Below are 19,559 nucleotides of genomic sequence, written 5' to 3' on the forward strand. Positions count from 1 at the left end.
CTCCGCGTTAAAATCCCTAAATATCTCTGTCCACCCTCTTTAGGTATGGAGTTCGGATATTACATCAGGCCCGCTGAGACCTACGAGGGTATGGTAGAGATGGCTAGGCACGCTGAGGAGCTAGGGCTATTCGGAGTCTTCCTGAACGATCACGTTCACTCAATTGGTGAGGGGGGCAGAGAGCCTTACCTCGAGGCTTGGACGGCCATGACTGGGATAGGCGTACAGACGAAGCGGATCAGGCTGGGTCACATCGTTCTCTTCAACTCTCTAAGGAACCCCGCGTTCTTGGCCAAGTCTGTGGCCACCTTGGATCGGATGTCCAGGGGCCGATATGAGCTCCTTGTTGGTGCAGGCTGGAACGAGGCCGAGTACTTGGGCTACGACCTGATGGAGGGGGGACGGGGGATGCCATCCCCTGGAAAGAGGGTGGATAGGTTCAAGGAGGCACTTCACATCCTCAGGGGAATGCTCGAAAATCCGGTTTACTCCTACGAAGGAAAGTATTGGGTCCTCAAGGACGCTATTAACCTCCCCCCACCTGTTCAGCATCCCATAAGGATTTCCGTAGGGGCCAGCAAGCCTAGGATGATCAATATAGCGGCAAGATACGGTGACGGACTAAACCGCGGAGGGGGACTAGCCTCCCTGGAGAGGACCCAGAAACTCTTGGTACCCGCCCTTGAGAGGAACGGGAAGCGTATTGAGGACTATTTCTTCTCAGGTTTCGCGTCTCAGCTCATAATCAATGAGAGCGACGAGGAATATAATGTATCGGCGAAGAGGCTAGCGAAGAGGTCGAACAGATCATTGGAGGAAGTGAAGCGGGACGGCTTCTTCGGGACGCCAGAGACTTTAGTGGAAAAGTTTAGGAAGGCGAAAGACCTCGGCGTAAAGATGATCGTGGTTTTTGTCAGACCGGTCGCGACCCTCGATGAGATGAAAGAAAGCCTTTCCAGATTCAATGATGATGTCATCAATGAGTTGTAAGAGATGCTCTCAAACATGTGATCTTTTTTTAACTATTACATATTTTTTCTTTAATCACGATTCATAAAAATTTCTAAATGAATATAAATAGTCCTTTTAATGGACCCTTAGTTGTCTGAACAAGGTGGCCCTTTGACCTATTCAAATCCGAACAGGCTGATCCATGAGAAGAGTCCATACCTCCTTCAGCATGGCAACAACCCGGTCGACTGGTTCCCTTGGGGCCCTGAGGCATTCCAGAAGGCGGAGAAGGAAGACAAGCCCATCTTCCTTTCCATCGGCTACTCCACGTGTCACTGGTGCCACGTCATGGAGAGGGAGTCTTTTGAGGATAAGGAGGTCGCCGATGCCATGAATGACGCCTTCATCTCCGTAAAGGTGGACCGAGAAGAGCGCCCTGACATCGACGCTACCTACATGAAGGTCTGCCAGATGATGACTGGGAGCGGGGGCTGGCCACTTACTATCATAATGACCCCGGACAGACGCCCCTTCTTCTCTGGTACTTACTTTCCCAAGGAAAGCAGGTCGGGGATGACCGGGATGTTGGGCCTCATCGCCCATATAAAGGCGCTTTGGGGAAGCAACCGTGAGCGGGCGCTGGACGTGGCGAGCCGGGTTATAGAGAGCCTCCGACTGGAGCCTGAGACGATATCCCACTCTCTGGGAGGAGAAACCCTCAGGTTCGCTTATCTCCAGCTCTCCCAGTCCTTTGACCCAAGGCATGGGGGTTTCGGGAACACCCCTAAGTTTCCTACCCCCTTTAAACTCCTTTACCTCTTGAGATACTGGAAGCGCACTGGTGAAGGGAACGCTTTGGGAATAGTGGAACGGACCCTGCGAGCCATCCGGATGGGGGGAGTCTACGACCAGATCGGTTTCGGTATTCACAGATACTCCACTGACGCCCACTGGTTGGTTCCCCACTTTGAGAAAATGCTCTACGACCAGGCGCTCATCGCCATGGCTTACACAGAGGCATACCAGGCTACAGGAGATCCTTACTATAGACAGGTAACTGAGGAGATCCTCGAATACATAACCACCGAGATGGTCTCTCCCTGCGGAGGGGTTTACTCTGCTGAGGACGCGGACAGTGAGGGGGAGGAGGGCAAGTTCTACATCTGGACGAAGGACGAGATCATGGGGATACTCTCCCCAGAGGAACTAGACATCTTCAACACCGTGTACAACATCTCCAAGGGTGGCAACTACATGGATGAGAAGACTAGAAAGAAGACAGGCAATAACATACTTCACATGAAGAAAACCGTTTCCGTGCACGCCTCTGAGCTGAGCATCCAAGAGGAGTCTCTAAAGCATATTATGGAGCGGTCCAGGATCAAGCTCCTTGAGGCTCGGGACAAACGAATCAGGCCCCTCCAGGATGACAAGGTCATTACAAGCTGGAATGGTCTAGTGATAGTTGCTTTGGCGAAGGCTAGTCGCGCCCTAGGTGAACCTCAGTTCATAGTAGTGGCGTCTAGGATCGTTGATTTCATAATGTCTGCATTGAGGACACCGGGGGGTAGGCTCCTCCGCAGGTACAGGGATGGAGACTCCGCGATCCCAGGGTTCCTTGAAGACTACGCTTTCCTAGTCTGGGGACTCCTAGAGATGTATGAGTCTACATTCGATGTAGATTACCTCAGACTCGCGGTCGAACATAATGTTGCAATGATCGATCTTTTCTGGGATCAAGCAGGAGGGGGCTTCTTCTTCACCGCCGAAGACTCTGAGGAGGTGCTTGTGAGAGGGAAGGATGTCTATGACGGGGCTCTCCCGTCGGCTAATTCCGTGGCGCTGCTAAACCTCATCCGTATAGCCAAGCTGACGAGGGACCCGGACCTAGAGTTAAAGGCATCCGTCCTTATGGATCGGTTCTCAGAGATGGTCTACGCCTCGCCGGGTTCCCACTCGTTTTTCATGACTGCCGTCGACTTTGCTAACGGGCCCTCCTATGCGGTCGTGGTAGTAGGTAAGCGGGGCGCTGAGGACACGGAGGCAATGCTCAGGGCATTGGGTGAGAGCTTCACGCCAAACAAGGTGGTCTTGTTTTTGCCCGACGGTGAGATTCCTAAGATCACTGAGATCGCCAGCTTTGCAAATGACTATGTTAGTATTGGAGGGAGGGCGACGGCCTATGTGTGTGTCGACTTTAGTTGTCATCTACCGGTAACCAGCGTAACTGAGATGCTCAAGCTCATGGAGTGATCTCGCGCACAAGGGATGTTCATGGTACATTCAGGAACCTTTCTGCACTCAGATGCTTAGATCCAGTTCAAGCTAGAAGACATACTATGAATTTGCATGATTGAATAGGCTCTTAGGTCCAAAAGCCCCTACTATATCCACAGGGGTATCATCTCATCCACTTGGACGCTCGTCCTATGCGCGCAAACACAGACACCTTAGACTAGAGAAAACTATCTGGTAACAGGAATAGTCAATATAAAATAACTCCGACCAAACCCTCGTGAGATACCTAGGGGCACGGTTCGACTCCGCGCGCGTGGTAACGATGCTGTTCCAAGATCCGGATCAACTGTTTCATCCTGCTCGTTCCAGACTATGAGAGGCTCGAGGGACAATTGACCGCATCCTCGATTAAGGCCTCCATGTAGTCTGATCTATCGCTGTGACTGTAAGCTTCCGGATGCCTGCATCCAATAAACGAGCGTGAAACGATTCAGAAAAACTAGGCTACATTTCTAGGAGAAGTAAAACTATCACGGATGGCGGAAGAAAAGGTGATTAGATTTCACAGGCGTTCCATGAAGGCCCGCACTTCCTCGAGGAACCCAGATGGCTTCACCGTATCAATGATTGTACCTCCAGCCTCTCTCACTCTTTTCAGGGTTTCCCTAGTATACGGGGAAAATATTTTCCCACTGGCAAGGGGGGAGACGCATGCTATCACATGGATCCCTTGGCCTACCATTCTCTTAATGATGGTGATGTACTCGAGCTGAGGATCGCTTCCGGGTTCTTGAAGCACAAAGTCGCTGAAGTAGAAACAGATCCTTTCCTCCCGCTTTGCTGAAGCCTCCAGTTGTTCCATAGCCCACCTAAGGCTCATCTGGGGTACAGTGCCCCCCCAGGTCTGAACGCCGTGCTTTCCCCTAATGATACTCTCCACGTCCCCCGTCGTCGAAGTCACTAGAATGAGAAGGTTATCGATGATCTGATCGATGTCCTTCTCTTCATGGAGGTCCTTCTGGATGTGGCTGTTGCTTTCATAGAAGATGAGCCCATACCTTTCCTTCCGGAGGCTCCAGAGTAGCGGGATCAGGCTAAGCACTGAATAGTGGATTGATGTGAGCCCTTCCAGCTCGTAAAACATGGTGTTGCTGATATCTAGGATAAAGACGATGGCCTTTTTCTTCTTGCGCCTCTTTCGGATTAGGAAGTCCCGATACAATACCTCCTCCATACTCTTTCCTTGGCTGAAGATGTTCTCCAAGCTCCTCTCCTCATCGATGTCGTCAGTGTCATCCCCCCGCTCGAAGGGCCTTAGCAACGGTTTCATCGAGACCTCGGCGCTCCTTTGGAAACCCCGCCCCAGCTTTAGGAGATTCCTTTTGAGGTACTCGGCGAGGCGCTTTCTAGGGAAGTTATCCCGTTTCCCCTTGTACTTCCTGACGGCGACCTTTAGGAGTTCGTCGTTCCCCGGCCCTACCCCGATATCCGGTTGCCCGAAATGCTCCTTGAGACTATCTATGTTGAATCCAAGAACCGCCTGGGGCTCCCCCTCATCTGGCTTTTCCGAATCGCTCGGGTTATATTTTATGAGGTCATCGCTCCTCTGGCTCAAGAGACTTAGATACTTTTCTTCATTCATATCCAAATCCACTCCCGCTTCATCCGCGTAGAGGAGTATCGCGTGGGCAAGGCGTTCGGCGAGGTTCTGATTCTCCACCTTTGAGGTAGAGACGGCGATTCTCATCAGGTCCCCAAAGGACAGGAATCCCTTCCTGAGGTAGGCGGGGAGCAGGAGTGAGGTCATTGCTATGCCCTGCCTGTAGCTGGGTTTATCAGTCACCTCCTCATTTCGTCTGAGCTGGGTGATGAATTCAGGGATGAAAAACTTGATGATGCTAAAGGGGTACCGGAACTCATCCCGTTGCATGGACTACCCCAACCAGTCCTCCAGGATCTCCTCGACGATGCCTTCCACCGTCTTTTGGGGGTTTCTCACTCTCATCTCTTTTGTAAGAACCGAAGGCGCGAAGAACCGGATAGTTTGATCCAAATCGTCAAACCTCCCCCTGTGTCTATCTACGAGCCGGGTTAGGTAGATCCCAGCCCGGGGCGAGGCGGGTATCTCTAGGTCGGGGTTGGCCCTGGTGGCGTTCAAGATCTCGTAGATCTTGTGTAGGGCGTCCTCGGGGAGGTCGTAGGCAGGGGCGTTTACCTTGAGGATCTCGATCTCAATCTCCCTAGTTGGATATCCCAAGCGAATCCAACACCCTATCCTATCCACCAGCACCCGGGATATCCTGTAGGTCCCAGATGTCTCGACTGGATTCTGGGTGGCTACAAACGCGAACTCGTCGTTGGCTTTGATCATCCCGAAGGGGTAAAGGTTGTAGTGGCGCTCCTCAAGGGGGGCGATGAGGCTGTTCTGGCAGAACTCTGTTGCTCTATTTAACTCATGGGCCACAAAGAGCCCCCCCTCAACCATGGCACTCATCAAGGGGCCCGGCTCAAAGCTCTCAATCGTCCTCCCCCTCCGCACCACAAGAGCAGGATCGAAGGCGCCAACTAGACGGGAGGGGGTGATATTCTCATCAAAGAAGACCTCATAGAACCCCCTGGCTGAGTCCTCTGCGACTTTCCTCGCCAGAAGGGACTTTCCCACCCCTGGGGGCCCCACAATGCACGGGGTAACCTCCGCGTCTATACTGTCCTTTAAGAGGTCGTAGGCGCGAGAATACTGCCCTTTGAGTATGACGGATTTCTTGATCTGGATGCCATCCACAATGCTCCTCCGGAGGAGTTCTCGGAAGCTGAGTTCACTGTCTCCCGACATGGAATCATTCCCTAAGCTATCGAACTACATTTTAAACCTTTGACTTAGCCTGACGTGGCTCAAATCAGGATATTTTTTCTATGCTTTCACACAAATAAAACTCCTTGATCCCGCGCTCGACACCAGCAAGTATCGTCCGAGGAGGCCAGGTTAGTTCAGCGCTCATTATCCCGTGTATGGATCCTAGAAGGACAGGCGTAGCCCTTTGAACAGGACAAACTAGAAGCTGATTACCTGTTCGCTATCTCGGATCCACTTGAAGAGGATATCTATAGAGCCCTCTTCACCCGCTCCGTGATAGCGAAGTCCCGGGCGTTTATATAGGCACTGCACGCCTTGTACTCCACACCGTGTTGATCATAGTAACTAGCATCTTTTCTATATTATAGAATCCGTTAGGGGTTCGCTGCTTGGTCTTGACTGAGGTCACAGAGTCGCCCATGAGGAAGAGGCACAGCTCAATGCCCTGAGAGGTTGCTTTGGAGACCCGTCTTAATACGTTAGAGGTCTTCTCACTCTTGTAGGCGGCGTTATTTACTATGAATGCCCACGCCATACATGGAAAAGAAAGGAGGAATGGGTGTAAATCGCTTCCCCGTCTATTAGGGGGAATATTTTTATATCCATGATATGTCTCTCATATGAAATATTCTTCAGATAACGTGTAAAAAACGTGGTTTGTAGAAGAAATCAAAGCTTGAAAGAGGAGTTTGATGTGACAACAAATGAAACTGATCCAATCCCGTTAGCTGGCTTGGATGATTACATGGAAAGGGGTATCAAAGAGATCATCAGTGAACGCCCCGAGATCGAGGCGATCTTAGAGGACTACGATATTGGGTGTGGTCCCTGCACTGTAGGGCAGTGTCTCTTGAAGGACATCATGGAGGTGCACGCAATACCCCCTGAAGAAGAACTTGAGATGATAAGGAGAATCCACCAGGTAATAGATCCAGATAGCCCATTCAAGGCAAACAAGATACGGAAAAAAAAGTCCACCCAGAAGGTGGTGATCTTTTCTCCACCTATGCAGAAACTTGTGGATGAGCACAAGTTTATCAAGAGACTCGTCGCCCATATCCCCCATATCATCACGTCTATGGACTTAGGGACCGAGGAAGGAAGACAGCGGGTTCTAGACGGGATCGATTTCATCCGCAACTACGCGGACCGATACCATCACGCTAAGGAGGAGGACCTGCTTTTCAAATATTTCGACGAGGATTTGGATATAATCCAAGCTATGTACGAGGATCATAAGAACGCCCGAAATCACGTAAAAAACATAGTCATGGGTATAGAGACCAGGAACTGGGATAATGTAATCACGAACTTGTCCGCGTATCAGGAGCTCCTCACCGACCATATCCGGAAAGAGGACGATATACTATACCCCTGGATGGATCGGAGCATCACCACCGCCCAAGTGGGAACGCTCTTCTCGGCCTTCAACGAGGTTGATCAGAGGTTCGGGGATGCCCCTACGAGATATGAAAAGTTTGTTAATGAACTAGAGAGAGACTATCAGTCAAATGAGGAATGAAGTATATGAAAAGAATTGATGGATGTCCAGGGTCCAGGATATTGGAACTCGGGAACGATGAAGAGAAAACGGAGAATACGGGGAGCATGGGGTCTCAGCTTCGCCAGTGGCCCATTCAATTACACCTTGTCTCTCCTATGGCACCATACTATCAGGGCGCTGATGTGCTTATAGTCGCGGACTGCGTCGCGTACGCAATTGGAGGATTCCATTCGGAGCACCTGAAGGGTAAGGCCATCGGGATCGCCTGTCCAAAGCTCGACTCTAACCAGGAGAGTTACGTGGAGAAAATTTCCATGATGATCGATGATGCCAAGATCAACACCCTTACTGCGATGATCATGCAAGTCCCATGTTGCAGGGGTCTCCTGAATTCTGCTATGGCCGCTCAGAATAAGTCTAAGAGGAAAGCCCCCCTGAAGGTTAAAGTGGTCGGACTAAAAGGTGAGATTCTGCAGGAAGAATGGGTTGCCACCTGACCCCTATCTGCGATATTTTTGTTTTGCCCGGTTTTTTTATACGTATATCTATATTACCCGAATTTAGCCAACTCCGCTAAGGAGCGGGATCCTTTAGTCCCCCGAGTGTATGACCGGTGAATAAACATATGCTCTTTATTTTGATTCCCTTAACCATAATATTGTAGGTATCAAAATTGCTATCCCTAATAGGATCGACTCGTAAGGGAAGCCGGGAATGCCTTTCTTGGAATTAGAGTCTGGATCTCCTGGGAATGTCCCCGCCTTGAGTTCCTCTGCGTTAGAGAATCCATCACTGTCCGAATCCTTCTCTTCTATTCCTTCGAAGATGTTTTTGTTTTCCTCAAAATCCTTGCCAAAGTCGTTGAGTTTCCCCCCGCCAGACGCACTGAGATGGCAAACTCTGCAGCTGCCTCCGAATACTGAGGGAAGGTCATCTGCATATTCTGGACGAGCGTCTATCAACATAAATGGGGAAAATGTGGTGATGCCTAACAGAACCATGCTGATGACCATCAAGCTCCTTAACCTTGCTTTAACCATCAAATCTCAAACATTTTTTCTTACGGTCACTCAAAAGAATTCCTAGTTTTTCCACTTAATTTTTCGAAAAAGGTATTTTTTTCAGGTTTTAACACTCGTGCGTGCAAAGGACCGATACAGAAACTAATCCCAAGCATCTGAAATTCCATAATAATACACTAAGTAATGATATTCATCGTACATACAATCAGTCTAGAATCAGAGAACAGCTAGCGGACTTTTAGTCTCCGGCCATCACAATAGTGCCGGTTTGCGGATGTGGAAAGTTCTAGGATTGATGGCACTTTCGTCCAAATGATCTTGACCAAAGAGATCCAAGTTAAACTACTGTCTATGGAATCCGAAATATCTATCAAACTACTCTAGGAAAAATATGTCGCACGCGACCCGGGGTCGCTTTTACTCTTTTTGTATGTACCGTAGGTCCTCCATGTATTCCTCCGATGAGTAGAATAGTTTGTTGAATGATATTCTGCTTGCACTGGGGAAAGCGCAGTCAATTGAATTATAATAAAATGCGGTATCTTTTTTTCTTCTTAGGACAACCAATTCACATGTCCCATAAAAGAGCAATGACGAATCCATCCATACTTCCAGAACTTATCGATGTATTCAAACACCAGTTAACGTATTGTAATCTAAAACCCGGAGAACTATGTCTCGCAATAACCGACCTTGCCTACAATCCGATATACGCAGATGCTTGTATTGGGTCTGCATTGAGTATCGGAGCTGAAACGATAAAGTTAACTCTTCCATACAATAGACCCCTTCCCCGAAAGGGGTGGGGGGCTGCTCTACAGGAAGCAGACCTGATAGTTTACAGCACAACTCACACCCTCCACTACACAGAAGAAATCAAGTTAGCTTTGAAGGCCGGGAAAAGGGTGCTAATGGTGGTTCAGCCTCTTCACACCCTTTATCGTTTAAAGGCTGACCCCTTGGTTATATTTCGTACCAAGAACGCCGCAGAATATTTGAAAAAATCTGATCAAATACGTATGGTATCCAACGCAGGAACAGACCTGATTATGGAAAGAGGAAATAGGCCTGTTCTTTCCCATTATGGGGTCGCTGATGAACCAGGTCATTCTGATTTCTGGGGTACAGGAATGATCGAGACAGCACCCTTAGAGGACTCTCTCGAGGGAACTATGGTGCTGGATACAGGCGATCAAATGTTCTATATGGCGCGTTACGTGGAGAATCCTGTCAAAATTACTTTCCGAAAAGGGCGGATTACAAAAATAATGGGGGGACTAGACGCATTCTTGATGCGCAAACACATTGAATCCTTCAATGAGGAGAACGCATGGAGGGCAGGACACATAACTTTTGGTACAGATAAAAGGGCTTTATGGACCGCTCAGGCGGTTCAGTTCCCTGAACTGGGTTTCTCTGGGGGCGATGCTGAGTCATATTATGGCAATGTTCAAGTCGAGGTCGGGAGCAATAACGATGTGTATTTTTGTGGAAAAAACAAATCGAAGGCACATCTTGGACACTGCATGTTAAAAACCAGTGTATACCTTGATGACGATCTATTCATTGATAATGGAATGTTTGTACCAAGAGAACTCAATTAAAAACCGCGCGCGATAAGCTCAAATGAATGTCGGGAATAAAGATTAGCCTTCGCAATCACCTCACCTCAGAGCAGTGATTCAAAAAGGAAATGCAATCTACCCATATTTCCAAAGTATTATGCTTAACGTAAATAAACTCGTAATAGAAAAAAACAAATATTTAGACTCAATAGTTTTTTTGTTCAGATATACCTGGCGAACGATGGGTTTCTTTTTGAGTAAAATAGGATGAGAGATACCAGTGAAATACCTATAGCGATCGCGGGTGTAGGGAATCCGGGGATCTCGCCACCAAAATTATTCTCAGTCTCAACAACCTCCACCATGTGTACATGTACACCGTCGCGTGCGCTATTGAATTCTGTTACACTATTGTTTTTGTCATAAGTCCAACCTTCATCCGAATAGTGCCCGAGGCTCGCCTCGAGGGACCAAGTGCTCGCTTTCTCTGGTGCCGTCAGCTCGAGACTATATGTTTTAGTACCATTGCCCTCAAGAGTCTCATGGCTTCCCGTTATCCATGTCTCAGATTCTAGATCGTAAACAACAGGACCTATTTCCGTGGGATTAGTGAATCCATAAGAGATTGTGACCTCCATGGTGAAGGACTCTCCGGCGAACACTTGGGATGGAGCCTTTACATCCGATATGGACGCAAAATAAGACTCCGCTGCACTACTCTGAGAATCCACCTTAAGGAGGTAGACATCGTATCCACCGGCTCCGAATGAATCTGTATATCCCCCTATGACATATTCTCCGTCCCGGGTTATTAAAACGAAACCCCCATAATCCTGTGTTGGGCCTCCAAATGTCATGCCCCAATCCTCCTCCCCTTGAGAATTCGCCTTTACAAGATAAACATCAAACCCACCGGCACCAAAAGAATCAGTATATCCCGCTATGACATATCCTCCGTCCCTAGTCTGCTGAACCGATACCCCCACATCCCAACTGGAGCCCCCGAAAGTCTTACTCCACTCCTCCTCCCCATTCAAACCTATCTTCACAAGATATACATCTGCTGCACCAGCACCGTATGAATCTGTATGCCCGGTTATGATGTATCCTCCGTCCCTAGTCTCCTGAACCGACCATCCTGCCTCATTGTTGGGACCCCCGAAGGTCCTACTCCACTCCTCCTCTCCCTCAGATCCCACCTTCACAAGATAAACATCATACCCACCGGCACCAAATGACAAAGTTTTTCCCGCTACAATAAATCCCCCGTCTTTTGTCTCTTGAACAGAATAACTCTCATCCCAATTGGATCCCCCAAAGGTTCTGTTCCAAATCTCTGTCCCCTGAGAGTCCGTCTTTAAAAGATAAACATCAACCTCACCGGCACCAAAAGAATTTGTCACTCCTGAAATTACGTATCCTCTGTCGCTAGTCTCCTGAACCGAATAACCCATCTCACTTCCGGAGCCGCCGAAAGTAACGCTCCACTCCTCCCCCCCCTTAGAATCAGTCTTCACAAGATAAACATCCCAGAAACCTGCACCATAAGATTCTGTATATCCTGCTATGATGTATCCTCCATCGCTAGTTACCTGAACCGATTCTCCATAATCATTTTTAGAGCCTCCAAAGATCTTATACCACTCCTCCCTTCCCTGAGAGTCCGTCTTTAAAAGATAAACATCCGACTCACTGGCACCGAAGGAATAGGTATGCCCTATTATGATCTGTCCTCCATTGATTGTCTCCTGTGCGAACCATCCAACATCCAAGCCGGATCCTCCATAGGTCTTACTCCACTTCTCTGTTGCAGGCAGTTTGTCTGCTGAAGCCCATGATAATGATGTTAACAACACTGAAAAGATCACAAGTGAGATGACTGCAAATTTTCGCAGTCTTTTTTGTTTTTCCATATTGATGGCTGATGATATAGGTGTGTATGTTGAAAAGATATCGTAAATATTATCATAATTAGTAGAGTTCTTCAGGAATCATAGCAACTTAGTTTCAGGTTTTTTTACTCTTCAAACCAAATTAACTTTGCTGTTCTCTATGGCGGTACAACTCTTATAACTAAAACTTTGGACGTATTCTCTATGTTACACGAGCTCAAAGTGAGCCCCAAGACCATCCACTGGGGTCATTATGACGCCTCCCTCGAACCCGTCCTAAACGTGGACCCCGGTGACACCATAAAGATCAATACAATAGGCCTCCCAAAAGGACATGGCACCGATTTTACTCCCTTTGGGCTCACGCAAGATGAGATACCTCTGGAATTCATCAGGGCCTTGGAGACTGAAACATCTCGGGGGCCAGGAGCGCACACCCTTACGGGTCCAATCTTCGTTAAAAGCGCAAAGCCTCAGGATGTCTTGGAGGTAGAGATTGTGGATATAAAACCCCTCCTTGCCTTCGGGTACACCGCCTTTAGGCCGGAATCGGGGACTATCCCCTACCGCTTTCCCTACGCGAAAACCAAAATTATACGATTCGATACAAAGAAAATTACAGCTGAGCTCCCTGGGGGAGCTAGGGCCTCGTTGAAGCCTTTCTTCGGCTCTATAGGCGTAGCTCCTCCGCCCACAAGCGGCCGAATAAATAGTGGGCCCCCAGGGATTCATGGCGGAAATATGGATAACAAGGAATTAATCCAAGGTTCCAAAATTTATCTCCCCGTCCACGCTGAGGGGGCCCTCCTCTCCCTAGGAGACGGACACGCCCTCCAGGGGGACGGAGAGGTCTCTGGCACCGCGATTGAGACCAGCCTTACGGGCACTATCCGACTTTATTTAAGAAAGGACATGCGGTTAAAATGGCCAATGGCTGAGACCCCCACCCACATTATCACAATGGGTTTCCATAGGGACCTATACAAAGCCACTAAGATGGCTATTCACAACACAATAGACTATCTGACAGAACACCAGGGTATGGCAGAGGACGACGCCTACATGCTATCAAGCATCGCAGTGGACTTCCACATTACCCAGACTGTTAACGGTGTCAAAGGAATCCACGGTCTCTTGGAGAAGACGATTATTGGACAGACTTTTAAAACCTGAAAGAGTTTTTTTCACGCACACTGTTGCAGCGTTATTATCTTACTATTATTTTTGCGCGGTAAAGGGATAAGTATAAAATATTACAGAAGTGAAAAGTATCTTCATCGGGTCAAGGTGGTTCAATCTGATTATAGATATGCATGTACATTTGAGTAATTCACTACCTGACAAGCAATGGATCAAACTTCAATGGCCAGGGACACGAGAATTCATACTAACAGCAGAACAATTTCTTAAAAAAATGGATAAATGCGTTCCATATATTGACAAGGCCGTTATTTTTACGTTCAGATCTTTGCATAGTGAGTCTATGGATGCGATGAAACGTGAAAACGATTATATCCTAAATGTGGTCGAAAAATATCCGGATAGGTTTATTGGTGCTTGCTTAATCGACCCCAGCTGGGATGATAGGGCAATCGATGAATTAAACAGAGTGACAAAGAAGGGGCTACGGATAGTCAAGATAAAATTCTCTTCAGTTCACGTTCCCGCAAACAGCCCCCTGGCCATTAAAATATTTAAGGAGGTAGAAGACCTCGGAATACTCCCAGTTCTCCATAGTGATTGGTCATATTGGACAAATCCATCAATACTTGGAGACCTCCTTCAACAATTCCCTGACACAAAAATTGTCATGCAGCACTTTGGTCTGACCCAGAGCCATGAAGCGCTAGGTGTCGCGAAAAATAACGATAATATCTATGTGGACACAAGCGCCGTCATTCATCCCAAGAACATTTGCTCATTTATTAATGACGTTAGTCCAGACCGGCTGATGTTCGCTTCAGATACGATAAAGGGATACGAAGAAACGATGCCTCAAGAAGAAATGGACAGAGTGACACAGCTGAACCTCCCAGATGAAATAATGGTCAAGATATTAGGAACAAATGCACGTCAACTGCTTAAATCAGTGGGGTTAACACTTTGATTCACGATTGCCACAATCATATTGGATATGACCCGATCTATCAAAGAGAGCGTAGAATAGACGAGCTCCTGAGTGAGATGGATGAAAATAACGTAGATAGCGCCACCGTTTTCCCGTTCCTCAGTAATCCCGATGTGATCAATCAGAACAAGTTAGTGTTTGAAGCAATCAAACTTTATCCAGAACGATTCGTTGGATTCTTCTCAATGAATCCAAAGCTCCCTACAAAGATAGAGTTAATGCACGAATATAGAGAGCAGGGCTTCAAGGGAGTAGTGATAGACCTCCGTTTTGGACCCAGATTCGGGGACCGACAAACCCACGAAGTAATAGAATGTGCATATTTACTTGGCTTCAAGGTTTGGATCCACTCGGATCAGAAAGATGCCCCAATAGGAATTGGGGCATTTGAGATGCTGCTTCAAAAATTCTCAAGAGTACAATTTATACTGAGCAGTATGTATCGGGATGCCTATTACATTGCAAAAAAATATAACAATGTTTACCTTGATACAGCCGTTTTTGAGCTAGGCCAAGATATGACAAAACTTCTACACCCCCTTGGGGCACATAGAATCTTGATGGGATCAAATACACCAAGTGGAATGATCCACCACGAGATGAATAAAATAAAGGGTTCTCCCGAACTCACCTGGTATCAGAAGGAGTTAATATTAGGCAAAAATGCTTCATTCTTTTTACATTTAGACATCTAACATAAAGAAAGACGAAGACTAAACAGCAAGATGTGAATATCCAAAATGGATTTTTTTCACTCGCGCGCGATATATGTTTAATTAACTTAAATTCTAAATAAACACCATGGATATCCAGAAAGAAGAAAACCTTTATATTCCAATTATAGCTGAATTTCGTACTTGAATCTAATTTGGAGAAGATAAAATGGCATATTTGACAAGACAACCTATCTTGATTTTGAAAGAAGGGACTGAGCGGAGCCGTGGTCGCGACGCCCGAAAGTCGAACATGACTGCAGCGCAGGTCATCGCCGAGGTGCTCAAGACGACCTTGGGACCAAGGGGTATGGATAAGATGCTCATTGACAGTCTCGGGGATATCACCATCACCAATGACGGCGCCACCGTGCTCGAAGAGATCGATGTTCAACACCCTGCCGCGAAGATGATGATTGAGGTCGCTAAGACCCAAGACGATGAGGTTGGTGACGGAACCACTACTGCTGTGATTTTCGCCGGGGAGCTCCTAAAGAAGGCTCAGGAACTATTAGAGCAGAATATCCATCCATCCATCATCATCGCAGGATATCAAAAGGCATCTGAAAAAGCTCTAGTCAAACTCGAAAATCTGGCAATTGATGTTGATCTCGACGACAGGGAGACCCTCATGAAACTCGCGAACACTTCTATGAGGAGCAAGACGGTCTCTAATGTCAGGGACCACCTTTCCGGCATTGTTATTGACGCTATATTACAGATTATCGAAGAAAGGAACGGTGAGATCATTGCTGACGTAGAAAACGTTCAGATCGTCAAGAAAGAAGGAAAGAGCCTGAATGAGACGAAGCTCGTTAAGGGCATCATCATTGACAAGGAGGCAGTCCATGATGGGATGCCTAAGAAGGTGGAAAATCCAAAGATCGCCCTTATCGACGCCGCTATCGAGGTGGAAAAGACAGAGTTCGACGCCGAAATCCGGATCCGGAGCCCTGATGCTATCAAGGCATTCCTTAACCAGGAATCTGAAATGCTAAAGGCAAAGGTGGACTATATCGTATCAAGCGGTGCAAAAATACTCTTCGCCCAGAAGGGTATAGACGATGTCGCCCAGCATTACTTAGCTAAGGCTGGTGTGCTCGCTGCGAGGCGGGTTAAGAAATCCGATATGGAAAAGCTGGCCAAGGCAACAGGCGCCAAAATCGTTTCCAACCTTAGCGACCTCAAGGATGCCGATCTGGGGTCCTGCGAGATCGTCGAGGAAAGGAAAGTGGGGGATGACAAGATGATCTTCGTAGAGGGTTGCGATGACCCTAGGGCCGTCGCAATCTTCATCCGTGCGGGACTTGAGCGTATGATTGACGAAGCCGAGCGGGCCCTGAATGATGCACTCTTTGTTATCAGTGACGTTGCAGAGCTTCCCAAGATGGTTCCTGGAGGTGGAGCCATTGAAATGGAACTTTCAAAGGCCGTACGATCCCACGCGACCCAGATTGGGGGCAGAGAGCAACTCGCTATTGAGGCATTCGCGGACGCCCTTGAGGTTATCCCCAAGACTCTGGCTGAGAATGCAGGGCTTGATATCCTCGATTCTATGGTTGCCATCAAAGCAGCCCACGATAAGAAGGGGGGATCAGCTATGGGGGTCAACGTTTATGACGAAGGAGTCATCGACATGCTCGAGCAAGGCGTGGTCGAGCCTATGGCTGTAAAGCTCCAGGCAGTAAAGTCGGCAGTTGAGGTGTCCTCTATGATACTAAGGATTGACGACGTTGTTGCCGCAACTTCCCCAGCGGGCGGTATGGGCGGCCCAGGTGGTCCCCCCGGTGACATGCCCGACATGGATGACATGTAGCACCGACCTTAGATAATCGGGTTTTTAACCCGAACACTTTTTCTTTTTAACTACTATTATGGTTCATTGGAATCTAGGTGTAGCTTTTGTTGAAAACAAACAAGGATAAGCTAGTAAAGATGTCAGTTATCGGCGAGGTAGTTAGCCCTGTGGTGGGCGCCGCCGTCTACAAGGTCTCTGCCAACGGAGAACCCATGATCCTCCCCGGGGTGGGGGGGATCACCTACAACGTGAGGGTAGGTGACCTTGCAACGGGTTGGATGGCAGATCACGTAGAACCCGGTGTAAGCCTAGAGAACAGGGTCTCAGACTCCAGGATGCCCCACGCCCAAAGCAGGGCCCTAAACGTGTTGAGCTGTGTTGGGAACGAGGCAACCGTGGTTACGGGAGATGCCAAGGGGGAGAAAGGCACCGTTGTAGGGAAGCATGGGGGCATCGAGCATGTGATGACCGATTTTCAACCAGAGATCATGGAGAAGCTCGTAATTGAGGACAAGGTCATGATTAAGGCTTACGGGGTGGGGCTCAAACTTCTTGACCTTCCAGAAGTAAGAACCTATAATCTCAGCCCCAGATTTTTGGAGGCCATTAATGCCGATGTCTCTAGTGGGAAGCTGGAGATCCCAGTTACCCATATGGTGCCCGCGGCCGTCATGGGGTCGGGGCTGGGACGGAGTCATGTCTCATCAGGAGACTATGATATCACATTGTTCTGTGAGGAGACTGTAAAAGAATTTGGCCTTGAGGACCTTAGGCTGGGGGACTTGGTCGCGATTGTCAACGCCGACCACAGTTACGGCCGGATCTACAGAAAGGGCGCCATGAGCGTGAGTATCGTGACCCACAGCGACTGCATCAGTGCCGGCCATGGACCAGGGACAACGACCCTCTTCACATCGAAAACAGGTATTATTAAACCCGTGATTGATGCTAATGCCAACATAGCAAAAATTCTTGGACTCAGAGATGACCTTTAGCCCCGTCCCATTTCAAGGTACGTTTGTCTCATCGAACTTTTTTCGAACAACGATCTTCCATTCCGTCCCGTCGAACGGAGCGACCTCCGTATTATACCCCCGTTTCTCAAGAGCTTCAGGGATGTCCTTTACTGATGGAGGGTTATCAAGGACAACCTCGAGGACGTCATCTGAAGAGAGGTCCTCCAGAGCACCCTGTGCCAGGAGCTGGGGATAGGGGCACACAAGCCCCGTGACGTCTATAGAGTATAGTCCGTCTTCGAGTTTGGTAAGCCTTGAATTTTCGTCTTGACTCGTCATTTTATCTCTACCTCAGTGATCTTTAGATATTCTTCTAGCTCCGCCTCAGTGTGGCGCAAGCAGAACTCCTTTAATTTCTCCTCTGGAACTCGGTTTTCCCTGTATTTTCGTAGGAGCGATTCGATCCTAGAGCCGAGCTCCTCATGTTGAACGCTTCGTAGGATACGCCTCCCGAAAACTGGCTCTGGGCCGAATCCACCCCCAAGGAGAATATCGTAGACTTGGACCATCTGACCGTCCTTTCTTGCCGATTTTCCTAGGAGACCTATCTCCGCGATGTTGCTTGGACAGCAGTTATTAGGGCAGCCGCTGGAGTGAAGAACGAAATCTGCAGAATCTAGGAATGTGACTTCGAACACTTCCTCAAGGTGAGCCGTAAGTCTTTTCACAATCTCCTTTGCATGTGGGCTCTGGGACTTGCCACAGAAATCCGAGGCGCATCCCATCCCCATCCAATGGATATTAGGAACGCTGAAGTGAAATCCCATCTCTTCAAGGACTCTTACCAGAGGTTCACTATCCACTACATGGGGGATAATGATGTTCTGAGATGGAGTCAGTCTCAACTCTCCCGAACCGTATTCATCTGCAAGCCGAGAAAACTCAATCATCTCTCTGCTCGTGAGTCGCCCCCCTAAGACAGGGATAGTGACGTAGTGATGCCCTTTTTGGCTTTGGGGATTTATACCAAAGTGCTCCCCCCTGCCGTTAAAGATGGGCCCAATGTATTCCTCAAAACTTAATCCAAGTTTCGTCTCGAGGACTAATAGGAACTTTTCGAGTCCCCATTCGTGGAGAAGCCACTTAAAACGTGCTTTTGCCTTGCTTTCTCGGTTCCCGTTGTCTCTGAACAGCTCAGCTGTGGCGACGGCAAAGTTAAAGGCATCCTCAGGCCGGATGAAGATTCCCGTGGGCTGAGCAAGTCGAGGACCTGGCTGGGTCCTTCCCGTGCTGCCCCCCAAGAGAGGTGTGTAGCCTGCTTCAGCGTTTTTCTTTACTGCGATGAAGGCGAGATCGTTTATCTGGGCCCGAGTACAGTCATGACCGCATCCGGAGATCGATATTTTGAACTTTTTTGGCATATCTAAGAAGTCGGTGTTCCCGTTAAAGAACTTGGTAAGCTTCTTCATCAGGGGGCGCCCGTCCAGCACCTCATCCTCCTCGACCCCAGAGGCTGGGCAGCACACAACGTTTCTCACGTCTCCATGACCAGCTCCCCTAAAGCCCTGTCCACACATATCCGTGTTGAACCCAATCTGATCCAATTCACGGAACACCTCGAGAGCCTCATCAGCCTCAATCCAGTGGAGCTGGATGCCCTGGCGATTAGTAATCTCTATTTTACCCTTTCCATATAACTCAGATATCTCCGCAATCCGACGGAACTGATTTGAGGTCAGAAAACCCCCGGGGATCTTTACGCGAAGGAAATGCGGAGAACCCGTGGAGTTGAAGGGATTGCTATCTCTACCTAGGGAAAATCGTGTGGAAAACTTTTCTATTTCTGATATGATTCTCGTTTGTTCCCTTTTTTGTCCAAACATCTTTCTTGACTCGATTGCTATCTTTTAGCATTAATTATTAATGGTGTACGGAATA

General features: G+C 48.3%; 17 protein-coding genes. 10 read left to right on the forward strand and 7 right to left on the reverse strand.

The genetic code is table 11. The features are described from left to right. The first annotated feature begins 45 nt into the window (after positions 1-45). On the forward strand, positions 46-990 hold the full coding sequence (locus tag QGG23_01480; GenBank protein MDP6048110.1) for an LLM class flavin-dependent oxidoreductase: 945 nt from the start codon (positions 46-48) through the stop codon (positions 988-990). 111 nt (positions 991-1,101) lie between these two features. Then, positions 1,102-3,204 (forward strand): thioredoxin domain-containing protein, encoded by a 2,103-nt coding sequence (locus tag QGG23_01485; protein MDP6048111.1) that lies wholly within the window; start codon positions 1,102-1,104, stop codon positions 3,202-3,204. Between the two features lie 547 nt (positions 3,205-3,751). Here the strand turns inward: QGG23_01485 and QGG23_01490 are convergent. The 3 genes from QGG23_01490 to QGG23_01500 all read right to left on the reverse strand — a co-directional run bounded on the left by QGG23_01490 (position 3,752) and on the right by QGG23_01500 (position 6,578). After that, on the reverse strand, positions 3,752-5,119 hold the full coding sequence (locus tag QGG23_01490; protein ID MDP6048112.1) for a hypothetical protein: 1,368 nt from the start codon (positions 5,117-5,119) through the stop codon (positions 3,752-3,754). Positions 5,120-5,122: 3 nt separating this feature from the next. Next, positions 5,123-6,022, reverse strand: coding sequence for a MoxR family ATPase (locus QGG23_01495; protein ID MDP6048113.1), 900 nt, complete (start codon positions 6,020-6,022; stop codon positions 5,123-5,125). A gap of 316 nt (positions 6,023-6,338) precedes the next feature. Beyond that, positions 6,339-6,578, reverse strand: coding sequence for a DsrE family protein (locus QGG23_01500; protein MDP6048114.1), 240 nt, complete (start codon positions 6,576-6,578; stop codon positions 6,339-6,341). A gap of 159 nt (positions 6,579-6,737) precedes the next feature. Between QGG23_01500 and QGG23_01505 the strand changes: the two genes are divergently transcribed. Together QGG23_01505 and QGG23_01510 are read left to right on the forward strand one after the other, a co-directional pair. Then, on the forward strand, positions 6,738-7,565 hold the full coding sequence (locus QGG23_01505) for a hemerythrin domain-containing protein (protein MDP6048115.1): 828 nt from the start codon (positions 6,738-6,740) through the stop codon (positions 7,563-7,565). A 5-nt stretch (positions 7,566-7,570) separates the two neighbouring features. After that, the gene (locus tag QGG23_01510; protein MDP6048116.1) at positions 7,571-8,044 is read left to right on the forward strand and encodes a 4Fe-4S ferredoxin; all 474 of its coding nucleotides are present in this window, start codon (positions 7,571-7,573) and stop codon (positions 8,042-8,044) included. A gap of 135 nt (positions 8,045-8,179) precedes the next feature. Here the strand turns inward: QGG23_01510 and QGG23_01515 are convergent, their stop codons facing one another. Further along, the gene (locus QGG23_01515) at positions 8,180-8,587 is read right to left on the reverse strand and encodes a thrombospondin type 3 repeat-containing protein (protein ID MDP6048117.1); all 408 of its coding nucleotides are present in this window, start codon (positions 8,585-8,587) and stop codon (positions 8,180-8,182) included. A 500-nt stretch (positions 8,588-9,087) separates the two neighbouring features. On the opposite strand from QGG23_01515, the gene QGG23_01520 reads away from it, so the two are divergent. Next, complete coding sequence (locus QGG23_01520) at positions 9,088-10,173, forward strand: hypothetical protein (protein MDP6048118.1); 1,086 nt, start codon at positions 9,088-9,090, stop codon at positions 10,171-10,173. A gap of 182 nt (positions 10,174-10,355) precedes the next feature. Here the strand turns inward: QGG23_01520 and QGG23_01525 are convergent, their stop codons facing one another. Next, the gene (locus QGG23_01525; GenBank protein MDP6048119.1) at positions 10,356-11,906 is read right to left on the reverse strand and encodes a hypothetical protein; all 1,551 of its coding nucleotides are present in this window, start codon (positions 11,904-11,906) and stop codon (positions 10,356-10,358) included. Positions 11,907-12,230: 324 nt separating this feature from the next. Here QGG23_01525 and QGG23_01530 point away from each other — a divergent pair, with 324 nt between their 5' ends. The 5 genes from QGG23_01530 to QGG23_01550 all read left to right on the forward strand — a co-directional run bounded on the left by QGG23_01530 (position 12,231) and on the right by QGG23_01550 (position 17,660). Then, entirely contained in the window at positions 12,231-13,199 is a 969-nt protein-coding gene (locus QGG23_01530; protein MDP6048120.1) for an acetamidase/formamidase family protein, read from the forward strand. A gap of 136 nt (positions 13,200-13,335) precedes the next feature. After that, positions 13,336-14,133 carry an amidohydrolase family protein gene (locus QGG23_01535; GenBank protein MDP6048121.1) on the forward strand — a complete coding sequence of 266 codons (798 nt, stop codon included), beginning with the start codon at positions 13,336-13,338 and terminating at the stop codon, positions 14,131-14,133. Beyond that, positions 14,130-14,849 (forward strand): amidohydrolase family protein, encoded by a 720-nt coding sequence (locus tag QGG23_01540; protein MDP6048122.1) that lies wholly within the window; start codon positions 14,130-14,132, stop codon positions 14,847-14,849. Before QGG23_01535 ends, QGG23_01540 begins: the two co-directional genes overlap by 4 nt. A gap of 187 nt (positions 14,850-15,036) precedes the next feature. After that, entirely contained in the window at positions 15,037-16,683 is a 1,647-nt protein-coding gene (thsB, locus tag QGG23_01545) for a thermosome subunit beta (GenBank protein MDP6048123.1), read from the forward strand. Between the two features lie 86 nt (positions 16,684-16,769). Beyond that, complete coding sequence (locus QGG23_01550) at positions 16,770-17,660, forward strand: DUF4438 domain-containing protein (protein MDP6048124.1); 891 nt, start codon at positions 16,770-16,772, stop codon at positions 17,658-17,660. A 12-nt stretch (positions 17,661-17,672) separates the two neighbouring features. On the opposite strand, the gene QGG23_01555 is transcribed toward QGG23_01550, so the two are convergent. Together QGG23_01555 and QGG23_01560 are read right to left on the reverse strand one after the other, a co-directional pair. Continuing rightward, positions 17,673-17,960, reverse strand: coding sequence for a sulfurtransferase TusA family protein (locus tag QGG23_01555; protein MDP6048125.1), 288 nt, complete (start codon positions 17,958-17,960; stop codon positions 17,673-17,675). Then, the gene (locus QGG23_01560) at positions 17,957-19,504 is read right to left on the reverse strand and encodes a nitrite/sulfite reductase (GenBank protein ID MDP6048126.1); all 1,548 of its coding nucleotides are present in this window, start codon (positions 19,502-19,504) and stop codon (positions 17,957-17,959) included. Before QGG23_01560 ends, QGG23_01555 begins: the two co-directional genes overlap by 4 nt. Positions 19,505-19,559 lie beyond the last annotated feature (55 nt).

The sequence above is a fragment of the Candidatus Bathyarchaeota archaeon genome (genome assembly GCA_030739585.1).
In the GTDB taxonomy this organism is placed as follows: Archaea; Thermoproteota; Bathyarchaeia; order TCS64; family TCS64.